Source organism: Nocardia sp. NPDC058244 (assembly GCF_042882065.1).
GTDB lineage: Bacteria > Actinomycetota > Actinomycetes > Mycobacteriales > Mycobacteriaceae > Nocardia.
Genome location: NZ_JBHVWX010000017.1, coordinates 45,806 through 72,466, shown reverse-complemented (window position 1 = coordinate 72,466; position 26,661 = coordinate 45,806). Strand labels below are relative to the sequence as shown.

The window sequence follows — 26,661 nt, the reverse complement described above, 5'->3', positions numbered from 1 at the left end:
GTGCGCGGCCCGTTCGCTCCCTAGCGTCGGTCCCGGAGGACTGTGCGACACCGCGCGAAGTCTTCTCCGGCGGTGTTCACCAGACCGAGGGAGTGTCGATGTCCGAGCCGAGCACGGGTGCCGCGGCGCCGTCCTGGTCGATTCCCCGCGGACTGATCGTGCTGCTGTCGCTGGCCGCCGGCGTCGTCGCGATCGCGGGTCTGAAAGTCTTCTCTGGCATCGTCGGACCGGTCTTCCTCGCCCTCATGCTCACCATCGCGGTGCAGCCGTTACAGGGGTGGGCGCAGCGGCGCGGGTGGCCGACGTGGGTGGGGATGATCATCGCCCTGCTCGCGGTGGTGGGGATCCTGCTCGGGATCGGCCTGGCGCTGGTGGTGTCGGCGTGGCAGCTGGCCTCGCTGCTCCCGGAATACGGCGACAAGCTGAACTCGCTGCTCGACAACGTCCGCGGGCTGCTGGCGGACCTGGGCATCAGCTCCGAGCAGGTCCACAAGGTGCTCGACGGTATCGATGTCGGCAAGATCGCCGGGGTCGTCGAGGAGCTGCTCGGCGGCGTGCTCGGGGTCTTCTCGAATCTGTTCTTCGTCCTCGCCCTGCTGCTGTTCATGGCCGTCGACGGGATGACGATGGACAAGCGGATGGCCGTGGTGCAGAAGCAGCGGCCCGCCATCGCGAGCGCGCTGCTGTCGTTCACCGAGGGCACCCGCAAATACCTCGTCGTGTCGACCGTGTTCGGCGCGATCGTGGCGGTGATCGACGGCGGCGCACTGTGGTTGATGGGCGTGCCGCTGCCGATCCTGTGGGCGCTGCTGTCGTTCATCACCAACTACATCCCGAACATCGGCTTCGTCATCGGGGTCATCCCGCCCGCGCTGCTGGCGCTGCTCGACAGCGGCCCGGTGCTGATGATCTGGGTGATCGTGGTCTATTCGGTGATCAACTTCGTGATCCAGTCGATCATCCAGCCCAAATTCGTCGGTGACGCGGTCGGTTTGAGCGTGACCATCACCTTCCTGTCGCTGGTGTTCTGGGCGTGGGTGATCGGCGCGCTCGGCGCCCTGCTCGCCATCCCGCTGACCCTGCTGGTCAAGGCGCTGCTGCTCGACATCGACCCGTCGACCCGGTGGGCCGACGTGCTGATCGGCGCGCCGCTGCCGAAACCGGTGCCGGAAGAAGCGGAGGCGGAAGCGGAGGCGGAGCCGGAAGCGAAGGGGCCGTGACGACGACGATGGTGGCGCCGCCCCCGCGTCCGGTGACCCAGGGCGTCGCGGCCGGAGTCACCATGCTCGGTGTCGCACTGCTGCTGGTCGCGAGCATTCTGGAGATCCTGCGCGGCATCGCGTGCGTGGCCGGCGCCGAGACCTTCGACGGCACACGGCCGTACACGTTCGAGCTGGACATCACCACGTGGGGGTGGCTGCATCTGCTGATCGGGGTGTTCGGGGTCGCGGTCGCGCTAGGGATGATCCTGGGCGCGCGCTGGGCGCTGCTGGTCGCGGCCGGGCTGGCCGGGGTGTCGATTATCGCGAATTTCGCGTCGCTGCCGTACTACCCGTGGTGGTCGGTGGTGGTGATCCTGCTCGATCTGGCCGTCCTGTGGGCGGTATCCACCTGGGAGCCCGTCCGGTACTGAGCCGACCGGGATCTCGCTGTCTCGACAGACCGGAGCCACCATGTCCGCGCCAGCCACGTCGATCGCCGGTCCGGCGCTCGGGAACTCGGGTGCTCGGCGCCGGGCGGGCTACGCCGTGCCGCCCGCTCGGCTCGTGGGGTGGGTGTTCGTCGTCGTGACCACCGGGTGGGCGTTCCGGCGGACCTGGCGCGAGCTCGGTGTGCCCGTCGACAGTGGGTACGCGGGGTTCGGTGCCGTGCTGTTCGCGCTGGCCGGGATGGCCGCGCTCGGTATCGCGACGCGGCGCGGGCCCGCGCTGGCCCGGGACCCGGTCGCGGACCTGGTCATCGGGCTGACGGGCCTGATCGCCGCCACGGGCCTGCTCGGCGTGCAGACGGTGCGGCTCGGGGTGGCGTACCTGCCGTTGCGCCTGGATCTGCTGGCGGCCTGGGCATTCGCGCTCAGCGCGACCGTGCTGGTGTTCGGAGTGCGGTCGGTCGTCCGGTTCTGGCCGGTGTGGGCGCTGCCGCTCGCGCTGTTGCCGCCGGTGTACGGGGCCGGGCTGATGCTCCTGGGTGAGGGCGGGGTCCTGGTGCTGCTGGCCGGGTGCGTGGTGGCGGTGGTCGTCGGTGGTGTCGCGGCGGCGGCCGCCACCGTGCTGATCGGCGTGGCGATGGTGGTCGCGGTCGATCGGTGGTTTCCGGGGACCCCACTGTTCGGCTACCAGGTCGTGCCGCTCGTCGTGGGTGTGGCGGTCGTTCTCGCGGCCCGGGGGTCTTCGGCCGGGAGCGGGTCGAGCTCGGTCGCCGCGAGCAGGCCGAGGGTGCGAGCGCGGGCCGGTCGCTCGGCCTCGCCGGTCGGCGGCGGGTGCGGAGCGAGCATCGGGCGGTTGGTCGGAGGTGGCGCGGGTGTCGAGCGGGTGCGCGGCGGCGGCGGAGGGGCGAGCATTGATCGGCCGGTCGGCGGCTTGGCGGAGGACGTGCTGGGCCGTGGTGAACGGCCGGACGTACACACCGGAGGTGGACCCCGTCGGCGCGTGGCTCGACTCGGGATACCCGGCGCCGGTGTGGTTCTGGTCGCCGCCGCGGTCTCGGCGTGGATCCCGGTGCCGCGGGACGGGATCCCGGAGGCCACCACCGTGACCGGTGTCGTCGCGGGCGAGGGGGTCGTCGTGCCTGGTTGGCATGTGCTCGAAAGTCACCGATATCCCTGGGCAGCAAACTATTTCGAAGACACGCGGTTCGGTACCCGGAGCTTGTTGGAGGCCGAGGAGATCGATCCGGACTGGGATGCCGCCGGGCGCCGGCGCCGGGTGGCGGTCGATGTGCTCGGTCCCGGGAACGGCGACGGCCTCGACCGGTATCCGGACTTCGCGCGCTACCGGCTGGCCGAACCGCGCTTCGGTCCGCCCTCGTATTTCGAGCTCGGCGCGGGCGTCGTCGGGCGGATGCGCACCGTCGTCGACGACCACGGGGCACTGCGCTGGACGTCGCTGAGCTGGGACTGGCGGGGCGCTGGCGGTGCGGAACGGGTGACCCTGATCGCCTCGACCGACCATCTGCCCACAGCGGTGTTCCCCGAGCCGGACGGCTCGCTCGGCACCACCGCGAGCGCGATCCTGCGACAGGCGTTGCGCGGCCGGTCGATCGACGGCGCTCCCGCCGTCCTCGCCGACAGCGACCTGCTGCTCACCCTGGCCCACCTCCTGGTCGCGGTCCGGACCGGCGCGCGGTGAGCCCACGGAAAACCGGTGGCGCGCACGGTGCCGGTCCACCTACCGTCGACCGGTCAGCAATTGCACCGGGGGAGGACCTGGCCGTGCGCGCCACCGAGAACACCAGCACCGAACAACCCGCCGAGCGGCCCGATCTCGCCGCCTGGCGCCGCAGGCACGCGCTGCGCAGCTCGTCCGCCGCCACCGCCGTGCCCAGCGGCCGCACCTACCGGCGCTCGGCGAAACACCGAGATCGCCGCCATGACAGCTGAACCGCCGCCGGGCGACGCCGACGACTGGGTCCGGCTCAACCGGGCGCACTGGGACGAACGTGCCCCGATCCACGTCCGCTCGGACCTCTACGACCTCGATGGCTTCGTCGCGGGCCGGGAACACCTGCGCGACTTCGAGATCCGCGAGATCGGTGATGTACGGGGCAAGCGGCTGCTGCACCTGCAATGCCATATCGGCACCGACACCCTGGGCTGGGCCCGGCGCGGCGCCGTCGTGACCGGTCTGGATTTCTCGGCGCCCGCGATCGCGGCCGCGCGTGCGCTGGCCGCGCGGATCGGCGCCGACGACGCCGAATTCGTGGAGGCGGAGGTGTACGCCGCGGTCGAGGCGCTGGCCCACCGCACCTTCGACATCGTCTACACCGGCCTCGGCGCGCTGTGCTGGCTGCCCGACCTGCGTCGCTGGGCCGAGACGGTCGCGGCCCTGGTGGCGCCCGGCGGATTCCTCTACCTCAGCGAATTCCATCCGGTCGGCGACCTGCTCAGCCCCGACGACGGCCGCACCGTGATCGACGACTACTTCGACCCGGCGCCGGTCGTCGAACTGGTCCCGGGCAGCTACGCCGCACCCGACGCGGTAACCACCGCCGATGTGACCGTCGGCTGGCGGCACGGCCTCGGCGAGGTCGTCTCGGCCGTGGCCGCCGCCGGGCTGCGGGTGGAGTCGTTGCGCGAGCACGATTTCACCGTCTCCCCCCGCTTCGCCTTCCTCGAACAGGACGAACGCGGCTACCGCGCACCGGCGGGCATGCCACGAGTGCCGCTGCTGTACTCGCTGCGGGCAGCGCGGGCCTGACCCCACCACGCCGGGTGGATCAGGTGTCCGCCGAGTAGCGGCGGACGGCGATCGGGATCGCGAGGGCGAACAGGACGGCGATCCAGGCGGCCGCCGCGGCCACCGGATGCTGCATCGGCCAGGCGCTGCCCGGGGTCGCGGACAGGTCGGCGCCGAGCAGCGCACGCAGCGCGGCGACGATGGCGCTCACCGGATTCCACTCCGCGATCGTGGCGATCACCGACGGCATGGTCGAGGTCGGGACGAACACGTTCGAGAACATGATCGTGCCGAAGATCAGCGGTGCCGTCTGCTGGAGCATCTGCTCGTCGCGGATCGCGGCGCCGAGCGCGATCCCCAGCCACGACAGCGCGCAGCGGAAGGCGAGCAACAGCGCGATCGCCACCGCGACCTCGCCCACCGAGGCGTCCACCCGCCAGCCGAGCAGCGCGCCGATGCCGGACATCAGCGCCAGCGCCAGCACCCCGACCACCGTTTCGGCCAGCGCGAAGCCGGTCGGCGCGGCCGCGGGCGACAGCGGCAGCGCGCGCAGCCGGTCGGTGAATCCGCTGTGCAGGTCGGCGTTCGCGGTGGACGCGGTGGAGGTCAGGCCCATCGCCGCGACCAGGACCAGCACGCCGGGGACCAGGTAGGCGCGGTAGGCGGCGGCGTCGCTGCCCCCGGAGAGCGCACCGCCGAAGACGAAGCCGAACAGCAGCATCATGCCCAGCGGCGCGGCCAGCGTGATCGCGAACAGGCCCGGCGAATTGCGGTAGTTCGTCAGGACGCGCTCGAACAGCACCACCGCGCCAGTGCACACAGAGACCGACCGAGTCTCGGTGGCGCTCATGCCCGCACCTCCTTCCGCGTACCCGTCGCGACCCGGTCGCGGCCGGTGAGCGCGAGGAACGCGTCGTCGAGGGTCGTCGCGCGGGTGCCGATATCGCGCACCGTGATGTCGGCGGCGTCGAGCGCGCGCAGCACCGGTAGCAGGCCGGGGGCGTCGCCGGTGAAGGTGAACGACAGCTCCATCGGTGAAAGGTGCGGCGCCGCTGGGGAATCCGATGGCGCGCCACCGAAGGTCGCGAGCACCGCGGCGATCTCGGCGTAGCGGTCGGCGTCGTCGACGATCAGGTCGAGCCCGGCGGGCACGGCCGCGAGGATCTCCGCGGGCGTGCCCGCCGCGACGACCCGGCCCGCCTCCAGGATGGTGATCGCGTCGGCCAGGCGCTGCGCCTCGTCGAGGTACTGGGTGGTGAGCAGTACGGTGGTGCCCTCGGCGACGAAATCGCGCACGTACCGGTAGATCTCGTTGCGGCTGTGCGGATCGAGCGCGGTGGTCGGCTCGTCCAGGAACAGCACGGCGGGGCGCACGATCATGCCCGCGACGATGTCGAGCCTGCGCCGCATCCCGCCCGAGTAGGTGCGGACCACCCGGTCGGCCGCCTCGGCCAGCTCGAAGCGGTCGAGCAGCTCGCCCGCGTGCCGCCGGGCGGCCGTCGCGCGGAAGCCGTTGAGCCGGGCCAGCATCACCAGATTCTGCCGCCCGGTCAGACGCGGGTCGACGGCGTGGAACTGGCCGACCAGACCCAGTTGCCGCTTCGCGTCCTCGGCGTGGGTGACGGTGTCGAACCCACCGATCGCGGCCCGCCCCGAGGTGGGGCGCAGCAGTGTCGCCAGCATGCGCACGGTGGTGGTCTTACCCGACCCGTTCGGCCCCAGCAGGGCGTGCACCTGGCCGGCGGGTACCCGCAGGTCCACCCCGTCCACCACGGTGTTGTCGCCATAGGTCCTGGTCAGTGCAGCGGCGTCGATGGCATGCACGGCAATCTCCCTCCATTGGGAACAGTGTTCGCAATTGCAGGATACGCATCTGCTAACACTGTTCGCAACTAGGGATCTGCGGCATGCTGGCAGGTATGACGCACACCGGAACCTCGCTGTGGTCGCGCGGCGCGGTGCCCCGGCCGGGACCGCGCCCGGCGTACACCCTCGACCAGCTCGCCGACGCCTGCGTGCGGCGCGCCGACGCGGGTGGGCTGCGGGCTGTTTCGATGCGCGGCGTGGCCGACGAACTCGGCACGGCGGCCGCCTCGCTGTATCGGTACGTCGACGGCAAGGACGACCTGATCGCACTGATGGTCGACCGGGTGGCGGGGGAATATCGGTACCCGGAGCTGACCGGCGACGTGCGCGCCGACGTGCTCGCGCTGGCGCAGCAGTCGCGGGCACTGCACGGTCGGCATCCATGGCTGGTGCAGGCCGTGCCGTCGAGCATGGGCCCGAACTCGGTGCGCTACCTGGACCGGATGGCGGGCACGCTGGCGCAGGCCAGGCTGGACGCGGGCGCGGTCATGATGGGCGTCGCGATGCTCTCGGGGTGGGGCGCGAACTTCGCGGCGCGGGAGCGCGCGGGGCTGTCGACCGGGGATCTGGGCGGCGCGCTGGCGGCCTCGACCGACGATCCGGCGCGCGAGTATCCGAATCTGACCACGCTGTTCGGCACGGCACCCGCCGGCGCGGGCGCGTCGGTCGACAACGACGCGGTGTTCGCCGCCGGTGTCGACGCGCTGCTGTTCGGCATCCTGCCGCGCGCGTGAACCGTTGCGTGACAGGCGAAGTCGAGCCGAGCCGGGCGACGGGGGCCGCCCGGCTCGGGGTTCGAGCGGACGGAGTTACTGCGCCCGGCGCAGGATCACCAGCGGCAGCGGCTTGTCGACCTTGGCCTGGTACTCGGCCAGCAGCGGATTCTCCGCCAGCGCCCAGGCCGCGAACTCGTCGTAGCGCTCGCCGGTGAGCACGTCCGCCGTCGCCGCGAAGCGCTCGCCGCCGAGCTCGATCGTCACCCGCGCATCGGCTTTCGCGTTGTGATACCAGGCCGGGTAGCGGTCCTCGATGAACGAGCTCACGTACAGCACGTCGCCGCGGTACAGCGCCCCGAGTGGAACGACGTGGGGCTTGCCGCTCCTGGCGCCGGTCGTGGTGAGCAGCAGCAGGGTGGCGCCCTTGTAGTCGCCGCCGACCTGCCCGTCGTTCGCACGGAACTCCGTGATGACGCCGTCGTTCCAGCCGGTCATCTCATCCGGGCTGAACTCTTTGTTCCACGGCGCTTCCGGGTCGTCGTAGGAGGTGATCGGTGTGTTCGCGGTGTCGTCGCCCATGCTCGCCAGTGTGGCAGCGGCCACCGACAGATTCGGCGGGTGCGCGCTCAGCTCGGCGGGCGCAGGGCCGCGAATTCGTCGGTGACCCGCAGGCCGGAGTCGCTGAACCGGTAGAGCGCGGCGGGGCGCCCGCCCGCGCGGCCGGAGGGGGCGGTGGCGCCGGTGGGGGTGATCACCCTGCGGCGCGAGAGGACTCGCTGGAGGTTGGTCGTGTCGACGTCGTATCCCAGGGCCGCGCAATAGATTTCGCGCAGGGTCGACATGGTGAAGGTGTCGGGGGCCAGCGCGTAGGCGATATTGGTGTAGGAGAGCTTGGCGGCCAGGCGGGTGCGGGCGTGGTCGACGACGGTGCGATGGTCGAAGGACATGTCCGGGAGGGCCGAGACCGGGTGCCAGGTGGTGTCGGCCGGGAGTTCGGGCTCGGTGGTCAGCGGGACCAGGCCGAGGTAGGCCGAGGCGATGCGGCGCGGCGCCGGGACGCGATCGGGCGCGCTGAACACCGAGAGCTGCTCTAGGTGGGCCAGCTCGCGCACGTCGACCTTCTCGGCCAGCTGGCGCCGGGCCGAGGTGTCGAGGTCCTCGTCGTCGCGCAATCGGCCGCCGGGTAGCGACCAGGTGCCCTTCTGTGGGTCGAGCGCCCGCTCCCACAGCAGAACCGCCAATTCCGGGTGCCTCGAGCGGCCATCGATGCTTCTACCTGCGGAAACGTCGGCGGGGAAGCGGCGAACCTGGAACACCGCGGTGAGCGATTCGTGGATGGTGTTACTATGGGGCACGTTTTCGATTGTAAGTCGAAAACCTGGTTTGGTGCGAATCGAGGCGAGGAAGCCGTTCGCACGAGGAAGGGAGCCACCATGGCGACGACGACCGCGCAGCCGACGCTGATGGGTTCGGTCTTCGACGGACCCACGGGGTACACGGGTGTCGAAGCGACGCCGGAGTGGGCGCAGGAGGTGCGGCGGCTGGCGCGTGAGCGCAACGCCACGATCCTCGCGCACAACTACCAGCTGCCCGAGATCCAGGACGTGGCCGACCACGTCGGCGACTCGCTGGCCCTGTCGCGGATCGCGGCCGAGGCCGAAGAAGACACCATCGTGTTCTGCGGCGTGCACTTCATGGCCGAGACCGCCAAGATCCTGAGCCCCGCCAAGACGGTCCTCATCCCGGACCAGCGCGCCGGCTGCTCGCTGGCCGACTCCATCTCCGCCGAGGAGCTGCGCGCCTGGAAGGCCGAGCACCCGGACGCGAAGGTGGTGTCCTACGTCAACACCACCGCCGAGGTGAAGGCGCTCACCGACATCTGCTGCACGTCGTCCAACGCCGTCGACGTGGTCGCCTCGATCGACCCCGACGTCGAGGTGCTGTTCCTGCCGGACCAGTTCCTCGGCGCGCACGTCAAGCGCGAGACCGGCCGCGACAACATGCACATCTGGGCGGGCGAGTGCCACGTGCACGCGGGCATCAACGGTGACGAGCTCACCGAGCAGGCCCGGACCCACCCCGACGCCGAGCTGTTCGTGCACCCGGAGTGCGGCTGCGCCACCTCGGCGCTGTACCTGGCGGGCGAGGGCGCGTTCCCGGCCGAGCGGGTGCACATCCTGTCCACCGGCGGCATGATCGACGCGGCCAAGACCTCCACGTCGAACCAGGTGCTGGTGGCGACCGAGGTCGGCATGCTGCACCAGCTGCGCAAGGCGGCGCCCGGCATCGACTTCCAGGCCGTCAACGATCGCGCCTCCTGCAAGTACATGAAGATGATCACCCCGGCCGCGCTGCTGCGCTGCCTGGTCGAGGGCGCCGACGAGGTGCACGTCGACCTGGCGATGGCCGAGGCGGGCCGCGCCTCGGTGCAGCGGATGATCGCGATCGGCAACCCCGGCGGTGGGGAGTGACCGCGCCGCTCGTCGCGCGGCCGGTCCGGTAACGACCATGACGGCGACGGTTCCGGTCTCCTGGGAGGCCGAGGTCGACCTGGTGGTCATCGGCGGTGGCGTCGCGGGGCTCACGGCAGCTCGCACGGCGTCGCTGCGCGGGCTGCGGGTGCTCATCCTCAGCAAGGGCGGGCCCACCGACACCTCGACGCAGTACGCGCAGGGCGGCATCGCGGTCGTCGCGCCGCGGGGCGACTCGGTCGACTCGCACGTGCGCGACACGGTCGAGGCCGGTGCCGGGCTGTGCGAGGTCGAGGCGGTGCGCTCGATCGTCGAAGGCGGGCAGGCGGCGGTGGCCGCGCTGACCGACCTGGGCGCGGTGTTCGATCTAGGCCGCGACGGCCAGATCTCGCGCACCCGCGAGGGCGGGCACAGCACCCGCCGGATCATCCACGCCGGTGGCGACGCCACCGGCGCCGAGGTGCAGCGCGCGCTCAACGCGGCCGGGCTGCCGGTGCTGTTCGGTGCCGCCGCGCTGCGTGTGCTGACCGGTCCCGCCGGTGTGCGCGGCGTCGTCGCGGTGTCGGACAACGGTTTCGGCGTCGTGCGCACCCCCGCGGTGCTGCTGGCGACCGGTGGGCTCGGCCAGCTCTACGCCTCGAGTACCAACCCACCCGGCGCGACCGGCGACGGCGTGGCGCTGGCACTGTGGGCCGGTGCCGCGGTGGCCGATCTCGAATTCGTGCAGTTCCATCCGACCGTGCTCTACACCCCCGGCGGCGTGGGCAGGCGGCCGTTGATCAGCGAGGCCGTGCGCGGGGAAGGCGCGATTCTCGTCGACGCCGAGGGCGATTCGGTGACGGCGGGCGTGCATCCGCGCGGTGACCTGGCGCCCCGGGATGTGGTGTCGCGGGCCATCGCCCAGCGGATGCGGGCGACCGGGACCGATCACGTGTTCCTCGACGCGCGCCACATCGACGGCTTCGCGCGCCGGTTCCCGACGATCACCGCATCGTGTCTGGCGGCGGGGATCGACCCGTCGGCGCAACTGATTCCGGTTGCGCCCGGTGCGCACTACCAGTGCGGCGGGGTGCTGACCGACACCGACGGGCGGACCGAGGTGCCGGGGCTCTACGCCGCCGGTGAAGTGGCCAGGACCGGGTTGCACGGAGCGAACCGGCTGGCGTCCAACAGCCTGCTCGAAGGGCTGGTCGTGGGGGAGCGAGCCGGTTCGGCCGCCGCCGAGCGGCTCGGCTCACCGACCGGCGGCGACGAGATCGCCGCGTGGACAGTGGAATTCGCGGACCGTGCGGTGGTCCAGCAGGCGATGACCGAACACGCCTCGGTCGTGCGCGACGGTGCCGGCCTCGGTACCGCCCTCGCCCGGATCGACGCGGCGCGGTCGGTGGTGTCGCCCCTCGATGTCGCCGCACCGCAGGCGGTCCAGCCGCTCGACGGAACCGGTCCCGGAGAGGGCGTTTTCGACGCGGCGCGCACGCTGCGCCGGATCGAGGACGCCGCGCTGACGCTGACCGCCCGCGCGCTGCTGGTCGCGGCCGCGGGCCGCGCCGAGAGCCGTGGTTGCCACACCCGCTCGGAGTACCCGGGCCCGGTCGAGGGCCTGCGGCACAGCACGGCGGTTCGCCTCGGCGCGGACGGAGCGCTCGCGCTGTCCGCCGTCGATGCCGCCGCGGTGTCGATCGGCGCGCGGTGACCGACCGCCCTCCCGCAGGCCGCGGCACTCGTTGCCGCACAAGCAATTCCGGCGTACCGGTGAGGATCGCCGCTGGATCGAGCGGGCGCGCGACGCGCCCGAGAACAGGAGTGCAGTGATGGCTCTGGATGCCGCCCTCGACCGCGAGGAACTGCTGACGCTGATCCGTACCGCGCTCGACGAGGACCTGCGCTACGGACCCGACGTCACCACGGTCGCGACCGTGCCCGCCGACGCGGTGAGCAAGGCGTCGGTGGTCTCGCGTCAGCACGGCACCGTCGCGGGTCTCGATGTCGGCCTGCTGGTGCTCGACGAGGTGATCGGCGCGGGGGACTACACCGTCACCGACCGGGTCGCCGACGGTACCCGGGTGGAGCCGGGCACCGCGGTGCTGAGCATCGAGGCGCCGACCCGCGGTCTGCTGACCGCCGAGCGGACCATGCTGAACCTGGTGTGCCACCTGTCCGGTATCGCGACCGCCACCGCGGCCTGGGTCGACGAGGTCGAAGGCACCGGCTGCGCGATCCGCGACAGCCGTAAGACGCTGCCCGGGCTGCGCGCGTTGCAGAAGTACGCGGTGCGGGTCGGCGGCGGTGTCAATCATCGGATGGGCCTCGGCGACGCGGCGCTGATCAAGGACAACCACGTCGTCGCCGCGGGTTCGGTCGTGAACGCGCTGCGTGCCGTGCGCGAGCTGGCCCCCGAGATCGCCTGTGAGGTGGAGGTCGACAGCCTCGAACAGCTCGACGCGGTGCTGGCCGAGAACGTCGAACTGGTGCTGCTCGACAACTTTCCGCTGTGGCAGACCCAGGCCGCCGTGCAGCGTCGCGACGCCGCGGCGCCCGCGACGAAACTCGAGTCCTCGGGCGGTCTGTCGATCGAGCAGGCCGCCGACTACGCGCGCACCGGGGTCGACTACCTCGCCATCGGCGCGCTCACGCACTCGGTGCGGGTACTGGACCTCGGCCTGGACATGTGAGGCCGTCCCGGGTCCGAGAGCGCCGACCGTCGGTGCTCTACCGTGAGGCGGTGGAGTTCTCGCAAGGGTGGGACAGCCTCGCCGTCCTGGTCGACGACCGCTGGGTCGAGCGCAGGCCGCGGCGGCCCGATGTCGCGAATCAACTCCGGCGCGAGACGCGGTTGCTGCCGTGGCTGGCGCCACGACTACCGATGGCGGTCCCGGTGCCGACGGTGGTGGGTGAATCGCCGCTGGTCGTGCGGCATGCGCTGGTGCCGGGCGCGGCGATCGAATCACCCACCGCCGAGCACGGTCTCGCGATCGGCGCGTTCCTTCGCGCCCTGCACGGCAGCCCCGCCGACGACGCGATACGGCACGGGTTGCCCACAGCTGCCGAGACCAGGGACGACCGGGCGGTGACCGTTCGGCGGTTCCGGGCCGAGGTCGTGCCGATGCTTCCGGCCGATCGCCGCACTCGGGCCCTGGCGATTCTCGACGCCGCACAGGATCTCCCCGCCGACACGGTCGTGCACGGTGACCTGGGCCCCGAACACATCCTGGTCACCGGCGACCACGTCACCGGCGTGATCGACTTCGGCGACACCCACCTCGGCGACGCCGCGATCGACCTGGCCTGGCCCCTGTACGGCGCCCCGGCCGACTTCGCCACCGCCCTCGCCACCGCCTACGGCGTCACGGACGCCCTGCGCCGCCGCGCCCTGATCTGGCACCAGCTCGGCCCCTGGCACGAAGTGACCTACGGCGCCGACATCGATGACCCCGAGACCGTGCGCAGTGGACTTGCCGGAGTGCTCGACCGGCTGGATCTCACCGCTGACTGACGCAGCGCGGCGCATGCAGCGCGGGCTGTCGGCTGCGAGCCGCGCCGGTGGCTAGGCCGTGAGTTCGCGTTGGAGCGGGGTGCGGAAGCGGGGGATGGCGCGGATATCGCCGAACCACGTTGTGGTGCGGTCGGTTTCGGCGTCGATGAGTTTCTTCGTGTCGGCGCCGACATCCTCGAGCAGATGGGTGACGACCTCGCCGTCGGGGCGCTGGGCCCAGCCGCCGACGATGCGGCCGTCGGCCCAGATGGTGGGGCCGATATTGCCGTTGCGGTCGAACAGGGCCGGGGCGTGCGGGCCGAGGAACCAGTCGCGGGTCTGCCAGCCCATCGGGGTGGGGTCCAGGGCGGGGAGGAGGGCGGCCCAGGGTTCGGGGGTGGGGACGGGTGCCAGGTCGTCGGCGAGGACGATGCCGGTGGTGCCGTCGTCGAGGTCGACCTCGACGATATCGAGCTCGGTCAGCGTCTTGCGGACCTCGCCGAGGGTCCAGCCGGTCCACCACTTCAGGTCGGTCACCGGGGCGGGGCCGAACGCGCGGAGCCACTGCCGCACCAGCTCCACCCTGGCCTCGGCCGCGGGGATCGGGGAAAGGTCAGGGGGAAGCCAGGTTTCGGCGGGGGACCAGGTGTACTGGCTGCTGGTCCAGCTGCCGTTGGGGCGGCCGCGCACGATCCGGCCCTCGGCGCCGAGCACCACCAGCACCCAGGTGGTGATGCTGGTCGGCTTCGAGTACGACTTGCCGGGCGACGGATCGATCTGGGTGCGCAGGCGGGGGACGTCCTTGCTCAGCTGGGCGCCGGTGGCCGCGCCCCGGGTGAGCAGCGCGGCGTGGGTCTCGGCCTCGACGTCGGACAGCCACGCCTGGACGTCGCCCTCGACGACACCGGCCTGCTCGATGTAGCGGCCGTAGGCCTTGCGCTGCTTGATCGCCAGCGCGTCGCAGCACGAGGACTGCAACACCGGGACCAGCTCGGTCGGCGCCACGAACATGGTGCGGCGCATGGCGAGCAGACGCACCAGCGCGCGGTCGTCGTAGAGCGCGCGCTCCACGTGGGTCGGGGTGAGGTCGACCCCGCGCGCGCCGACCGACAGATAGACGGTGGCGGGATCGGTGGCGTGCAGCACCACCATCGAGCGCGCGATCTCGGTCGGCTCGGCCGACCGGGTGGACGGCGCGAGCCGATGCCTGGTCGCCAGACGGGCCCGGCGCTGCGCGGTATCGATCGAAGGCATGCGCGGATCGTAGGCGGGCCCACCGACATTCCCGCGCGGGGCGTCGCCCGAACGGCGGGAGTTCTGTCACTTTTGTCCAGAATTCCGGGTCGCCGTTTTCGCCGCCGGGCGCGGGCGGGTGTTGTTATCGTCGCGCTCATGAGCGCAGCGCCACCGGTCGTGACCTCGGCCGAACTCGGCGTCGACGACCAGGAACGCCCGGCCCGCACCCTCACCGGTTTTCCCGCCCGGCTGGTCGGTGTCGTCGCCCTCGCACTGGCGGCGCTGGCGCTGTGGCAGGTGTTCCGGCCGCTGCCGCAGGGCAGTCAGTACTACCTGGTGGTGTTCCTCGCCATCGCCCTGCCGCTGGTGTTCCTGAGTTACCGCTCCGGCTGGGGCAGGCTCGACCGGGCCGACGCGCCGGCGCCGCTGGACTGGGTGCTGGCCGCGGTGACGCTGTTCGTGTGCCTGTATCCGGTGCTGCCGTTCACGATCGGCGACGGCGGCGGCGGATACGACGCGTTCCTCGATCGGCAGGGAATGCTGGCCCCGGTCGACGTCGTGTTCGGCGCGGTCCTGCTGGTCCTGATCCTGGAGGCCTGCCGCCGCACCACCGGGTGGATCCTGCCGCTGGTCTGCCTGGTGTTCCTGGCCTACGGGTACTACGGCGGTCTGCTGCCGCAGAGCTGGGCGATCGCGCACGCGGGCCTGGACGTCGACCAGATCGTCGACGCGCTGTACAACTCCGGCAGCGGTTTCTACGGCACCCCGCTGGACGTGGCGGCCAGCTACATCGTGCTGTTCACCCTGTACGGCGCCGTGCTCGAATTCTCCGGTGCCGCACGGTTCTTCGTGGATCTGTCGGTCTCGCTGTTCCGGCGCTCGCACAGCGCGGCGGGCCGCACCGCGGTGGTGTCGGGCTTCCTGCTCGGCACCGTCTCCGGGTCGGGGACCGCGACCGCGGTGAGCACCGGCGCGGTCACCTGGCCGATCCTGCGCCGGGCGGGCTACCGGCCCGAACAGGCGGGCGGCATGCTCGCCGCGGCGGGCGTCGGCGCGATCCTGTCGCCGCCGACGCTGGGCGTCGCGGCGTTCATCGTCGCCGAATACCTCGATGTGTCGTATGTGACGGTGCTCGGCTGGGCGCTGATCCCGACGCTGCTCTACTACCTCGGCATCCTGCTCTCGGTCGAGATCGACGCCCGCCGTATCCACGCCGAGGGTCGCGCGCCCGCCGACCTCGCCGACGGCCCGCTGCCGACCCCGTGGTGGAAACTGCTGGGACGCTTCGGCTATCACTTCTCCTCGCTGATCGTCATCGTGGTGCTGCTGCTGGCCGGGATGAGCGCGACGCGCGCGGTGGTCTACGCCATGGTGCTCGCGCTGATCCTGGCCGTGCCCGACCGGATCCTGCGCGCGCGAGCCGAGGCCGCGGCGGACCAGTCGCCGGCGCGATCGTGGTCGGCGCGGGAGGCGGGGCAGTTCGGGCTCGCGGCCCTGCGCACGCTGTCGCTGGGCATGTGCGCGGCGCTGCCCGTGGTCGCGGTGTGCGCGGCGGCGGGTGTGATCACCGCGATGACCACCAAGACCGGCCTCGGCGCGCAGCTGGCGTCGCTGCTGGTGCGGGCCGGTTCGGTGCTCTCCGACGACCCCGCCGTGGTGCTGGCGACCACCGCGGTGCTGGCGGCGATCGCGCTGTCGCTGCTGGGGCTGGCGGTGCCGGTGACGGCGTCGTTCGTGATCGGCTGGGTGATCATCGGACCCGCGCTGCTCGATCTGGACGTCGCCGCGCCCGCGGCCGCGATGTTCGTCTTCTACTTCTCGGTGCTCTCGGAGGTGACGCCGCCGACCGCGCTGGCCGCCGTCGGCGCGGCCGCCGTCACCGGCGCGAAGGCGATGCCGACCATGTGGGCGGCCCTGCGCTACGCGCTGCCCGCGTTCCTGGTGCCGCTGATGTTCGTGCTCACCGACGCCGGTCAGCACCTACTCGGGCGCGGCGCGCTGATCGACGTGCTGTGGGTGAGCGCGGCCGCCTGTGTCGGTGTCGCGGCGCTGGCGGCGGCCACCGGGGGCTGGTTGTTCGGGGTCGGCGCGGTCGGGCCGGTGCCGCGCGGCCTGGCCGCCGCGGCGGGGCTGACGTTGCTCTACCCGGACCCGACCGCGACCGTCCTCGGCCTCGCGGTGCTGCTCGTCGCCGTGCTCGCGGGCGTCGTCGACCGGCGGCGACGCCGAACAGCCACGGCCACACCGTGAGTCGTGGATCCACGCAGACGAGAGGGGACCTCATGGTCAGAACAGTTGTCGCCGTGGTCGCGGTGTCCGCCGCGGCCGCGCTGCTCACCGGATGCGGTGGCAGGCAGGACGCCCCGACCACCGACGCGGGCGGCGCCGTCACCTGTGAAGTGACGCAGGACACCAGGATCGGCATCGCGACCGGCAATGCCACCGGCGTCTACTTCGCGCTCGGCAATGCCTACGCGGAGCAGATCTCCGCCGCCACCGACGGCAAGGTCAAGGCCACCGCCGCCGAGACCGGCGCCTCGGTGCAGAACATCCAGCAGGTGGTCGGCGGCACCTACCAGGTCGGCTTCTCGCTGGCCGACTCCGCGGCCGACGCGGTGGCGGGCAAGGGCAGCTTCACCAGCGCTCAGCCGATCCGCGCGCTGGCCCGCCTCTACGACAACTACACCCAGGTCATCGTGCGGTCCGACGCCGGGATCAACTCGCTGGCCGACCTGCGCGGCAAGCGGGTCTCCACCGGTTCGCCGAAGTCGGGCACCGAGGTCATCGCGCAGCGGGTCCTCCAGGCGGCGGGGCTCGACCCGGACAAGGATGTCGCCGCCCAGCGTCTGGATCTCACCAAGACCGTCGACGGGCTGAAGGACGGTTCGATCGACGCGATGTTCTGGTCCGGCGGCCTGCCGACCCCCGGCATCACCGACCTGTTCACCACCGCCAAGGACAAGGTCCGGTTCCTCGACATCACCGGGGTACTGCCGAAACTGAAGGAGATCAACCCGGTCTACGAGACCGCGCCGATCCCCGCCGCCACCTACGGCCTGGCCGCCGATGTGCCGACCATTGTGGTGCCCAACCTGCTCGTCGTCCGCGACGACCTCGACGCGAACCTGGCCTGCGTGCTGACCGAGACCCTGCTCGAGCGCAAACCGCAACTGGTCCAGGCGAATCCGGCCGCCAAGGGCATCGACGCCGCGACCGCGAGCAAGACCGCGCCGGTGCAGCTGCATCGCGGATCGGAGGAGGCGCTGCGCTGAGCGGGCGGCCGCCCGTCGCGTGTCGTGGCACCGTCGGCGGGTCCGGCGCACCGCGACAGCGGACAATCACGGCATGAGGCAGTGGTGCCGGGTGCTCGCGGCAGTGGTGGTGCTGGTCGGCGGGGCGCTCGTGAGTGGGCCGGACGCGCTCGCGCAGCCGGTGTGCGCGCCGGCGGTGAATGTCGTGCCGGTGGCCATCACCGTCGACGGCGAGCGCGCGACCGGGCGGGTGTACGAGCCGTATCGCTGTGCGCCGGGCGACATCTCGGACGACCAGCTGGTGGTCGCCGTGCACGGGCACGGCGGCTCCGCGGCCGACTTCGCGCCGTACATGACCTCGCTGGCGCTGGTCGGCGGCTCGCCGATCCTGCTGATGGACCTGCGCAGCGCCGACGGACCGTGGCGGGCCGGGGAGTGGAATCTGTGGGCGGGCTGGCACGATGTGGTCGCCGCGACCCGGTGGTACCGCGACACCCACCCCGCCGTGGCGACCACGGTGCTGTGGGGCTGGAGCCAAGGCGGCATCACCAGCGGCCTGGCCGTCGCGCACGGGCCCGCCGGACTGTTCGACTACTGGGTCGACAACTACGGTCCCGCCGACGATTTCACGATGTGGGCCCAGGGCGCGGCGGTGGATCCCGCGCTGCCACGCCAGATCGAACGCGACGCGGGCGGGTGCACCCCGATCCGCTGCCCGCTCGCCTACGCCGAGCGCTCACCCGCCCTGCTCGCCGACCGCATGAGCATGCGCCGGGCATTCCTGATCCACGGCACCGCCGACACCGTCATCCCCTTCACCAGCAGCGTGGAACTGCGCGACGCGCTGACCGTGGCGGGCAAGCCGTTCTCGTTCTACACCGTCGTCAGCGGGCGTGACCTGTCCGGCGCGGTCGTGCCCGGCAACCACGACATCGGGCCCGCGTTCTTCGAGGGCGGGTGCGTAGTGCTGCGCCTGCTCGCAGGCACCGAACCGCTCACGCCCGCGGTCGGCGACTACGTCGTCGACGTGGCGGCGGGGGTGGTCACCGCGCCCGCGACGCCCGCGGGCGCGAAATGCGCGGCCTGACCCGCGCCGCGGTCGGCGGTGGAACACCGGGCCGGGCCGGCGCGTTGTCGGGGAAGGTGCCGAACGGATGTCGACCGGAAAGAAGGACATGGTGACCGAACCGACGCAGCGGGCCGACCGCTGGCAGGGCGAAGACCTGGATCTGGACGCCTACCTGGCCCGGATCGGCTACGACGGGCCACGGACACCGACCGTCGACACCCTGCGCGCGCTGGTCGCCGCCCACACCACGGCCATGCCGTTCGAGAACCTCGAGATCATCCTCGGGCGCGGCATCCCGCTCGACCTGGCGACCCTCCAGGACAAGATGGTGGCCCGGCGCCGCGGCGGCTACTGCTACGAGAACGTCACCCTCTTCGCCGCCGCCCTGGAACGGCTCGGTTTCGGCGTCACCGGGCTCAGCGGCCGGGTGACGATGGGCTCGCTCGACTCGGGCGCCATCCGGCCCGCCACCCACGCCCTGGTCCGGGTCACCACCGCCGACGACGAGCGGGTGTGGATCTGCGACGTCGGTTTCGGCCACGGGCCGCTCGCCCCGTTCGAGCTGACCGACGCGCACGGTGAATTCGCGCTGGGTGCGTGGCGCTTCCGGCTCGAGCGCCGCACCGGCGCGCTGGGCGCGGACCTGTGGGTGCTGCACCAGTTCGGCCGCGACGGCTGGCAGGATCGCTACGCCTTCACCCTGGAACCGCAGTACCGGATCGATTACGCCGTCGGCAATCATTTCGTGTCGACCTCGCCACGCTCGCCGTTCACCACCCGGCCGTTCGTGCAGCGTTTCCTGCCCGACACGCATCACGTCCTCGACGACCTGACGCTGACCACCGAATACCCGGACGGCACCTCCGCTGCGCGCGAGCTCGACCCCAGCGACCTGCCGAAAGTCCTGACCGAGGTGTTCGACATCGACCTCGACGACACCGACGCCGCGGTCCTGGCGACCGCGCCCTGGCGCATCGACTGACCCCTCACATCGACGACCCCGCGCACGGCTCGGCGGTTTGCTTCCACGGTGTCGCTACGGCAAATTGATGGTTACTTGCCGGGAAACACACCCCTGCGCTGTGGTGTGGGGACGAATCTGTGGGGTCGTTGGTGCCGAAGGTGCAATCCGCGTTGCCGGTTCAGCCGGAGGCGACAGTTCAACCCGGACCGCTCGCCGGTCCGGCCGTCCGGCGTCAGGATCTGGACGGACTGCGCGGGGTGGCGATCGCGCTGGTCGTGGCCTTCCACGTGTGGGCGGGCCGGGTGTCCGGCGGCGTCGACGTGTTCCTGGTGCTGTCGGGATTCTTCTTCACCGGAGCGGTGGTCCGCGGCGTCGAACGGCGCGGCGGGGTGGCCGCGGGCGCGACCGCGCGCCGGACCGCCCGCAGGCTGATGCCCTCGCTGGTCGTCGTCCTGGCGGCGATCGCTGTCGCCACCGTGGCCCTGCGGCCCTACACCCAGCTGGGCGAGACCGCGGCGCAGACGCTGGCCTCGATGTTCTACGCGCAGAACTGGTATCTGGCCACCGCCGAACTCGACTACCTCGCGCCCGACCCCTCGGTCAGCCCGCTCCAGCATCTGTGGTCGATGTCGGTGCAGGGCCAGTTCTACGTGGTGATCCTGGCGGTCCTGGCCGGGTGGGCGTGGCTGCGCCGCCGGGGCGGGGCGGGGCGGCCCACCCTGCTGATCGCGCTGACCGGACTCGGCCTGCTCTCGTTCTGGTACGCGGCGTTCGGCACCGCGCAGCATCAGGCGTGGACCTACTACGACAGCGTCGCGCGCGGCTGGGAACTGCTGGCGGGCGCCGCGCTCGCCGTCGCCGCGCCGTACCTGCGGGTGCCGCGCGCGCTGCGCGGACTCGCGGCCGCGGCCGGGCTGCTGATGGTGCTGTCGTGCGGCCCGATGTTCGACGGGGCCAACCAGTTTCCCGGCGTCGCGGCGCTGTGGCCGGTGGCCGCGGCCTGCCTGGTGATCGCCTCCGGCTTCGGTGCCGCGACGGTGACGGCCTGGCCGAACCGCCTGCTGGCCGGGCGGGTCTGCACCGAACTCGGTGCGCTGGCCTATCCGCTGTACCTGTGGCACTGGCCGATCCTGATCTTCTACCTGGCCGAGACCGGCCGCGCGCACGCCGGACTCGTCGACGGGCTCGTGGTGATCGGCGTCTCGCTGGTGCTGGCCTACCTGACGACCCGGCTGATCGAGACACCGCTGCGGCTGCCCGCGAGCGGGCAGGCGATCGCGGCGGGCGGGCACCGGGTGACCGGTCCGCTGGTCACCGCGCTCGCCGTCGCGGTGCTGATCTCGGCGGCGGGCTGGCAGGTGGTGCTGCGGGCCAATCCGGCGGTGCCGCCGCAGGCGCTGGACATCGCGCGGTACCCGGGGGCGGCGGCCCTGCTCTCGGGCGCGGAGTACTCGCCGGAACCGATGCGCCCCACCGTCTTCGAAGGCCAGGCCGACACGCCGCCGCCGACGACCGACGGCTGCATCACCCCCAACCGGGAGGTCCGCACCTGTGTCTACGGCGATCCCGACGCGGCCCGCTCGATCGCGGTCGTCGGCGGATCGCATTCCGAGCACTGGATTCCCGCGCTGGAACTGCTCGGCGCCGAACACGGCATCCGGGTGATCTCCTATCTCAAGGAGGGCTGTCCGGTCACCCTCGCCGACCAGCCGTCCTACGCCGAATGGCCGTTCCCCGAGTGTCACGAGTGGTCGCAGGAGGTGCTCGACCGGCTCGCCGCCGAGCCGCCGGACTGGGTGCTCACGCTCTCGACCCGCTACCGCAAGGACGGGCTCGGCGACGAGGTGCCCGGCGAATACCTCGAGGTGTGGTCGGCGTTGCAGGATCGCGGGCTGAATGTGCTTGCGCTGCGCGACACTCCGCGCCTGCGCCGCGACGGCGTGCTCTACCGCGCCACCGACTGCCTGGCCCACCGCGGCGATCCGGACAGCTGCGGGCTCGATCGCGCCGCCGCCCTCGACGCCCGCGACCCGGCCGAGGAACCGGCGGCGGGTTATCCGAATGTCTACCTGCTCGACCTCTCCGATGCCGTCTGCCGGCCGCAGCGCTGCCGGGTGGTGGAGGGCAATGTGCTGATCTACCGCGACGAACACCACCTCACCGCCAGCTACGCGCGCTCGCTCGCCCCCGAACTCGGTCGTCAGATCGGCGCGATCACCGGCTGGTGGTAGCGCGAGCCAGCTACGGCCGCCGCGACTCCGGCTACCCTCGGTCGCGTGCGCCTCTCCCGCAAGACACCGGTCCTGCTCCTCGCGCTCGCCCTGCTGCCCGTCGCGTGCTCGTCCGGACCGGATCAGCCGCAGACCGTCGCCGAGTCCTTCGCCGCGGCGCTGAGCAGCGGTGACGCGGCCGCCGCCGCGGCGCTCACCGACGCGCCCGACCAGGCCCGCGCGACGCTGACCACCCTGTTCGACAACCTCGGCAAGAACGACACCGTCCGCGTCACGGCCACCGACGACACCACCTTCACCCTCGAATCCACCTGGAAATTCGGCCCCGAGGGCCGCAACGAGTGGACCTACACCAGCAGGGGCGCCGCGGCCGACGCCGACGGCTGGAAGATCACCTGGAACCCCGCCACGGTCGCGCCCGGCCTGGAACTCGGCCCGCTCGGCTACAGCCCGGTCTACCCGAAACCCGCGCGGGTGCTCGACGCCTCCGGCGGTGACCTGATGACCCAGCAGGTGGTGACGCTGGTGAACGTCGCCCCCGACGCCGATCTGCCCGCCGTCGCCGCGCTGCTCGCGCCGCAGGGCGTCACCGAGGCCACGCTGCGGGCGGATCTGGCCGCCGCGCAAGGCAAACCGGTGGTCGCGGTCGCGCTGCGGGACGCCGACATCGCCCCGGTACAGCAGGCGCTGACGGGCGTGCGCGGGGTGACGCTCGCGCCGCAGACCCGGCTGCTCACCGTCGACAAGAGCCTGGCCGGACCCACCACCGCCGGCCTGGCCGACCTGTGGCAGCAGCAGGCCGACAGCGCGGCGGGCTGGGCGATCCGCGCGCAGACCGCCGAGGGCACCCAGCGCATCGCCGGACCCGACGCGACCCCGACCGCCGACATCGCGACCACCGTCGACATCGACCTGCAGAACGCCGCCGAGGCCGCGCTGACCCCGCTCGCGCAGCCCGCCGCGATCGTCGCGCTGCGTCCGTCGACGGGGGAGGTGCTCGCCGTCGCGCAGAACGCCCCCGCCGACGCGCAGGGCCCGATCGCGCTCACCGGCCTCTACCCGCCGGGCTCGACCTTCAAGACCGTGACCGTCTCGGCCGCGCTGCAGGCGGGCGGGGTCTCCGTCGACACGGTGCTGCCCTGCCCGGGCCGCGCGACCATCGAGGGCCGCACGATCCCCAACGACAACGGCTTCGATCTCGGGCAGGTGCCGCTGCACACCGCCTTCGCGCGGTCCTGCAACACCACGATGGCCGAGCTGGGGGTGCGCATGCCCGCCGACGGGCTCACCGCGGCGGCCGCGCAACTGGGTCTCGGGGTGGATTATGTGACACCCGGGTTGACGACTGTCACCGGGAAGGTTCCGCCCGCGCAGAATCCCGCCCAGCAGGTCGAGTCGAGCATCGGGCAGGGCAGCGTCACCGCCTCGCCGTTCGGGATGGCGCTCGTCGCCGCCTCGCTGGCACACGGTTCCGCGCCCGCGCCCGCCATCGTGCGCGGGCGTCCCGGCACGGCCGACCGGGCCGCCGCGCCGGTGCCCGCGACGGTGACGTCGCAGATAGAGACCATGATGGGCGAGACGGTGACCGCCGGAACCGCGACCGCGCTGCGCGATATCCCGGGGCTGCTCGGCAAGACCGGCACCGCCGAATACCTCGACGACAAGCACGCGCACGGCTGGTTCGTCGGCATCGACGGCGACCTCGCGTTCGCCGTCTTCGTCGCCGACGCCGGCAGTTCGGGCCCCGCGGTCGAGGCCGCCGGACGGATGTTACGAGCCAAACGATGATCTATGTCACGCTCTGTGGGCGAGCAATACCCACTCTGCCGCACGCGGTCCGCACCGGGCCAGCTACACTCGTCGACGGACCATATCCATGGTCAATACGCGGGATGTCACAATTTCGAGAAGGTTCGGAGTAGGCGCCATCGATACCGGTCAGAAGATCGCGGAGCATTACCGCCTGGTCGAGCGTATTGGTAGCGGCGGCACAGGCGTTGTATGGCGCGCTGTCGACGAACGCCTCCAACGCTCCGTGGCTGTGAAGCAGATCCACATCAAGCCCAGCCTGCCCGAGGGCGAGCGGGATGTCCTGCGCCAGCGCGCGATTCGGGAAGCCCGCAACGCGGCACGCTTCCAGCATCCCAACGCCATCGTGGTTTTCGACATCACCGAGCACAACGGTGATCCGTGCCTGGTGATGGAGTACCTCAAGTCGGTCAGCCTGGCCGCCGAACTGGGGCAGAAGGGTCCGCTGCCGCTGACCGAGGTCGCCCGCATCGGCGAACAGGTCGCGTCCTCGCTGATCGCCGCCCACCAGGCCGGCCTGGTGCACCGCGACGTGAAACCGGGCAACATCCTGCTCGGCGACCACGGTGAGGTGAAGATCACCGACTTCGGCATCTCCCGCGCCGCCGGTGACGTCACCCTCACCGAGACCGGCTTGATCTGCGGTACCGCCGCCTACCTGGCCCCCGAGGTCGCGCGCGGCTCCGATCCCACCCCGGCCGCCGACGTGTTCGCGCTCGGCGCCACCCTGTTCCACGCGCTCGAGGGCGAGCCGCCCTACGGCGCCAACGCCAACCCGCTGGCGGTGCTCTACGCCGCCGCCAACGGCCAGGTGCGCGAGCCGCGCAACGCGGGCCCGGCGACCGACTTCCTGCTCGACCTGCTCAGCCCGGACCCGCTGGACCGGCCGACGATGACCGAGGCCCGCGACGCACTGGCCGCGTTCGCCGACGCCGACGCGGTGCCCGCCGGCTTCGTGCCGGCCAGCGAGGCCTACGGCCGCCGCAACTCCGCGGCCGCGACCCAGGTCATCCGGCAGTCCGGCAACCGGACCTCGCACGCGGGCGCGTCCACCGCGACCACCCGTCAGATCCGGTCCAACCCGCGTCCGCCGGTGCGCCACGACACGGCCGCGCATCCGCCGACCGCGGCCCAGCCCGCGCCGCTGCCGCGCAAGCAGGCGGGCAAGGGCCGGGCGGTGCTGATCGGTTCCGGTGTCGGCGCCGTCGTCGCCGCGATCGCCGTCGCGGTCAGCGCCATGAGCAGCTCGGACTCGGATTCCCCGCAGGTGCAGGCGAATCCGTCGACCTCGGTGCAGTCCTCGGCCGGTCCGGCGTCGAGCAGCGCGCCCTCGGTCGCGCTCGGGCAGACCGCTAATGTGGGCACCGTCGACATCGGCTCGGCGGGCCTGCTGGTCGAGGACTTCTTCAGCAACCCGGCCGGGTCCTGGTCGCTGCTGACCCCGGCCGCGCAAAAGGTCTACGGCAGCGAGGCCGCGTTCCGGCAGTACTGGAACGACCGCACCGTCGACACCTTCGCCAGCATCACCGCGGTCAAGGGCAACAACGCCGACGGCTCGACCGACATGCGCCTGGCCAGCATCACCATCAACGGCCAGACCAAGGCCATGGTCATGCGCGTGGTCAACGCCGGCGGCAGCCTACGCATCGACGGCGACACTCGCTGAGGACGGTCGTCCGGTGGTCGGGCCCGCGTCGGGCACGGTCGCCGGAGGGCCGCACGGCGGCGCCCGCCTGAGCGACAGGCGTGATCCGAGCTGTGGTCCAGCACGGCCGGGTGCACGCTCGCGGACGGGTTGATCCGGTACCGTCTCGGTAGCTGATGGATTGCTCTTCCGATTCGGGCCGGGCCCTGAATTCGTAGTGGCCTCGTGCACCGACTTCCGCGACGGAGGTGTGGGTCATGGCGACGACGGTGATCACCGGGGCGACGGTATGGGACGGTCTGTCCGAGTCCGCCGTGGCGGGCACGATCGTGGTGAGTGGTGACCGGATCGTCTCCTGCGGTCCCGCGGTCGACCTGCCGGACGGGGCGGAGGTCGTCGACCTGTCCGGTCACACGGTGACACCGGGATTCATGGACTGCCACACGCATGTCACGATCAACCCGGACATCGGTCCGTCGGCGTTGATGCGGGGCAGCGCGCAGAAGGCGCTCGGCGCGCTGCCGGTTCTGAAAGAGTTGCTGGGCAACGGTTTCACCACGATTCGTGATCTCTGCGGGACCGATGTCGATCCGACGACGCTGTATCTGCGTGACGCGGTCGCCGCGGGACTGATCGAGGGACCGCGGATGCTGGTCGCGCCGCATCTGATCTCCGCGCGCGGCGGACACGGTGATTTCAGCGGGGCGATGGCCGGGGAGTTCCAGTGTGATCACCGGGCGCTCGAGCTCGCCGCCGCGGACGGTCCCGACGAGATCCGCACCCGGGTGCGCCAGCAGATCCGCTACGGCGCGGATTGGATCAAGTTCGCCGCGTCGGGCGGGTTCAGCACCCCGTCCGACGATCCGGCCCTGCCGACCTACAGCCAGGACGAGATGAACACCCTCGTCGCCACCGCGAAGGACCTGGGCGTGCCGGTCACCCCGCACTGTGTCTGCGACGAGGGCGTCAAGCGGGCGGTGCGCGCCGGCGTGCGCAGTATCGAGCACGGCAACCTGGCCTCCGCCGAGGCGTTGACGATGATGCAGGACCACGGCGTGTTCCTGGTCCCGACGCAGTACACGATGCTCGACGACGCCCGCCGCGTCGACGACGACGCGTACTGGAAGGGCCAGCCGGTGTACAAGCGCCGCAAGTATCAGCGGTATGCGAAGGATTTGCTCGACTCGGCCGAACTGGTCGCCGACAGCGCGATCAAACTGGCGTTCGGCACCGACGCGGGCATGTTCCCGCACCGCGACAACTGGCGGGAGTTCCCGATGCTGGTCGCCAACGGCATCAGCGCCCACCGCGCCCTCACATCCGCGACCAGTGTCGCGGCCGAACTCCTCGGGCTCGACGACCTGGGGACGATCGCGCCCGGCAAGATCGCCGACCTGGTCGCGATGCCCGGCGACCCGTTCACCGACATCGCCGTCACCGGGCAGGTCGATTTCGTGATGAAGGAGGGCGTGATCCACAAGCGTCCGCCGTCCCCGGCGGGATCTGCCGGATAACCGGTGGCGGGTGACCGATAGGC

The 26,661-nt window shown here is 71.8% G+C and carries 23 protein-coding genes; 18 read left to right on the top strand and 5 right to left on the bottom strand.

Annotated elements, in window-relative coordinates; genetic code table 11:
* Positions 1–98 precede the first annotated feature (98 nt).
* The 5 genes from ACFVW6_RS34360 to ACFVW6_RS34340 all read left to right on the top strand — a co-directional run bounded on the left by ACFVW6_RS34360 (position 99) and on the right by ACFVW6_RS34340 (position 4,415).
* Positions 99–1,220 (top strand): AI-2E family transporter, encoded by a 1,122-nt coding sequence (locus ACFVW6_RS34360; RefSeq protein WP_378832530.1) that lies wholly within the window; start codon positions 99–101, stop codon positions 1,218–1,220.
* Positions 1,217–1,633, top strand: coding sequence for a hypothetical protein (locus tag ACFVW6_RS34355; protein ID WP_378832532.1), 417 nt, complete (start codon positions 1,217–1,219; stop codon positions 1,631–1,633). Before ACFVW6_RS34360 ends, ACFVW6_RS34355 begins: the two co-directional genes overlap by 4 nt.
* 40 nt (positions 1,634–1,673) lie before the next feature.
* On the top strand, positions 1,674–3,347 hold the full coding sequence (locus ACFVW6_RS34350) for a hypothetical protein (RefSeq protein WP_378832535.1): 1,674 nt from the start codon (positions 1,674–1,676) through the stop codon (positions 3,345–3,347).
* Between the two features lie 83 nt (positions 3,348–3,430).
* Positions 3,431–3,598 carry a hypothetical protein gene (locus ACFVW6_RS34345; RefSeq protein WP_355283168.1) on the top strand — a complete coding sequence of 56 codons (168 nt, stop codon included), beginning with the start codon at positions 3,431–3,433 and terminating at the stop codon, positions 3,596–3,598.
* Positions 3,588–4,415: a class I SAM-dependent methyltransferase gene (locus ACFVW6_RS34340; protein ID WP_378832538.1), complete on the top strand. Its 828-nt coding sequence runs from the start codon at positions 3,588–3,590 to the stop codon at positions 4,413–4,415. Before ACFVW6_RS34345 ends, ACFVW6_RS34340 begins: the two co-directional genes overlap by 11 nt.
* A gap of 19 nt (positions 4,416–4,434) precedes the next feature.
* Here ACFVW6_RS34340 and ACFVW6_RS34335 read toward each other — a convergent pair whose 3' ends face one another.
* Positions 4,435–5,244 carry an ABC transporter permease gene (locus ACFVW6_RS34335; protein ID WP_378832540.1) on the bottom strand — a complete coding sequence of 270 codons (810 nt, stop codon included), beginning with the start codon at positions 5,242–5,244 and terminating at the stop codon, positions 4,435–4,437.
* Positions 5,241–6,218 carry an ATP-binding cassette domain-containing protein gene (locus ACFVW6_RS34330; RefSeq protein WP_378832543.1) on the bottom strand — a complete coding sequence of 326 codons (978 nt, stop codon included), beginning with the start codon at positions 6,216–6,218 and terminating at the stop codon, positions 5,241–5,243. Before ACFVW6_RS34330 ends, ACFVW6_RS34335 begins: the two co-directional genes overlap by 4 nt.
* Positions 6,219–6,313: 95 nt before the next feature.
* Here ACFVW6_RS34330 and ACFVW6_RS34325 point away from each other — a divergent pair, with 95 nt between their 5' ends.
* A complete protein-coding gene (locus ACFVW6_RS34325; protein ID WP_378832545.1) occupies positions 6,314–6,994 on the top strand; it encodes a TetR/AcrR family transcriptional regulator in 681 nt (226 codons plus the stop codon).
* Between the two features lie 75 nt (positions 6,995–7,069).
* Here ACFVW6_RS34325 and ACFVW6_RS34320 read toward each other — a convergent pair whose 3' ends face one another.
* Entirely contained in the window at positions 7,070–7,555 is a 486-nt protein-coding gene (locus ACFVW6_RS34320; RefSeq protein WP_378832547.1) for a nitroreductase/quinone reductase family protein, read from the bottom strand.
* 47 nt (positions 7,556–7,602) lie between these two features.
* The gene (locus ACFVW6_RS34315; RefSeq protein ID WP_378832550.1) at positions 7,603–8,331 is read right to left on the bottom strand and encodes an NUDIX domain-containing protein; all 729 of its coding nucleotides are present in this window, start codon (positions 8,329–8,331) and stop codon (positions 7,603–7,605) included.
* Positions 8,332–8,409: 78 nt separating this feature from the next.
* Here ACFVW6_RS34315 and nadA point away from each other — a divergent pair, with 78 nt between their 5' ends.
* The 4 genes from nadA (at position 8,410) to ACFVW6_RS34295 (ending at position 12,940) form a co-directional block, all read left to right on the top strand.
* Positions 8,410–9,447 (top strand): quinolinate synthase NadA, encoded by a 1,038-nt coding sequence (nadA, locus tag ACFVW6_RS34310; protein WP_378832552.1) that lies wholly within the window; start codon positions 8,410–8,412, stop codon positions 9,445–9,447.
* Positions 9,448–9,484: 37 nt separating this feature from the next.
* Positions 9,485–11,140, top strand: a complete 1,656-nt coding sequence (locus tag ACFVW6_RS34305; protein WP_378832554.1) for an L-aspartate oxidase — start codon at positions 9,485–9,487, stop codon at positions 11,138–11,140.
* Positions 11,141–11,258: 118 nt separating this feature from the next.
* Positions 11,259–12,119 carry a carboxylating nicotinate-nucleotide diphosphorylase gene (gene nadC / locus ACFVW6_RS34300; RefSeq protein ID WP_378832557.1) on the top strand — a complete coding sequence of 287 codons (861 nt, stop codon included), beginning with the start codon at positions 11,259–11,261 and terminating at the stop codon, positions 12,117–12,119.
* A gap of 50 nt (positions 12,120–12,169) precedes the next feature.
* Positions 12,170–12,940: a phosphotransferase gene (locus ACFVW6_RS34295; protein ID WP_378832560.1), complete on the top strand. Its 771-nt coding sequence runs from the start codon at positions 12,170–12,172 to the stop codon at positions 12,938–12,940.
* Between the two features lie 51 nt (positions 12,941–12,991).
* Here ACFVW6_RS34295 and ACFVW6_RS34290 read toward each other — a convergent pair whose 3' ends face one another.
* A complete protein-coding gene (locus ACFVW6_RS34290; protein ID WP_378832562.1) occupies positions 12,992–14,173 on the bottom strand; it encodes a winged helix DNA-binding domain-containing protein in 1,182 nt (393 codons plus the stop codon).
* A 138-nt stretch (positions 14,174–14,311) separates the two neighbouring features.
* Between ACFVW6_RS34290 and ACFVW6_RS34285 the strand changes: the two genes are divergently transcribed.
* From ACFVW6_RS34285 to ACFVW6_RS34250, 8 genes are all read left to right on the top strand, one after another.
* Positions 14,312–16,405: a TRAP transporter permease gene (locus ACFVW6_RS34285; RefSeq protein WP_378832564.1), complete on the top strand. Its 2,094-nt coding sequence runs from the start codon at positions 14,312–14,314 to the stop codon at positions 16,403–16,405.
* A 32-nt stretch (positions 16,406–16,437) separates the two neighbouring features.
* Positions 16,438–17,427, top strand: coding sequence for a TAXI family TRAP transporter solute-binding subunit (locus ACFVW6_RS34280; RefSeq protein ID WP_355283204.1), 990 nt, complete (start codon positions 16,438–16,440; stop codon positions 17,425–17,427).
* A gap of 73 nt (positions 17,428–17,500) precedes the next feature.
* Positions 17,501–18,493: an alpha/beta hydrolase family protein gene (locus ACFVW6_RS34275; protein WP_378832567.1), complete on the top strand. Its 993-nt coding sequence runs from the start codon at positions 17,501–17,503 to the stop codon at positions 18,491–18,493.
* Positions 18,494–18,560: 67 nt separating this feature from the next.
* A complete protein-coding gene (locus ACFVW6_RS34270) occupies positions 18,561–19,457 on the top strand; it encodes an arylamine N-acetyltransferase (protein ID WP_378832569.1) in 897 nt (298 codons plus the stop codon).
* A gap of 152 nt (positions 19,458–19,609) precedes the next feature.
* On the top strand, positions 19,610–21,670 hold the full coding sequence (locus tag ACFVW6_RS34265; RefSeq protein ID WP_378832572.1) for an acyltransferase family protein: 2,061 nt from the start codon (positions 19,610–19,612) through the stop codon (positions 21,668–21,670).
* 45 nt (positions 21,671–21,715) lie between these two features.
* Positions 21,716–23,458, top strand: a complete 1,743-nt coding sequence (locus tag ACFVW6_RS34260; RefSeq protein ID WP_378832574.1) for a penicillin-binding transpeptidase domain-containing protein — start codon at positions 21,716–21,718, stop codon at positions 23,456–23,458.
* An 88-nt stretch (positions 23,459–23,546) separates the two neighbouring features.
* Positions 23,547–25,145 (top strand): serine/threonine-protein kinase, encoded by a 1,599-nt coding sequence (locus tag ACFVW6_RS34255; protein ID WP_378832576.1) that lies wholly within the window; start codon positions 23,547–23,549, stop codon positions 25,143–25,145.
* Positions 25,146–25,381: 236 nt separating this feature from the next.
* Positions 25,382–26,638 (top strand): amidohydrolase family protein, encoded by a 1,257-nt coding sequence (locus tag ACFVW6_RS34250; RefSeq protein ID WP_378832578.1) that lies wholly within the window; start codon positions 25,382–25,384, stop codon positions 26,636–26,638.
* The last annotated feature ends 23 nt before the right edge of the window (positions 26,639–26,661 follow it).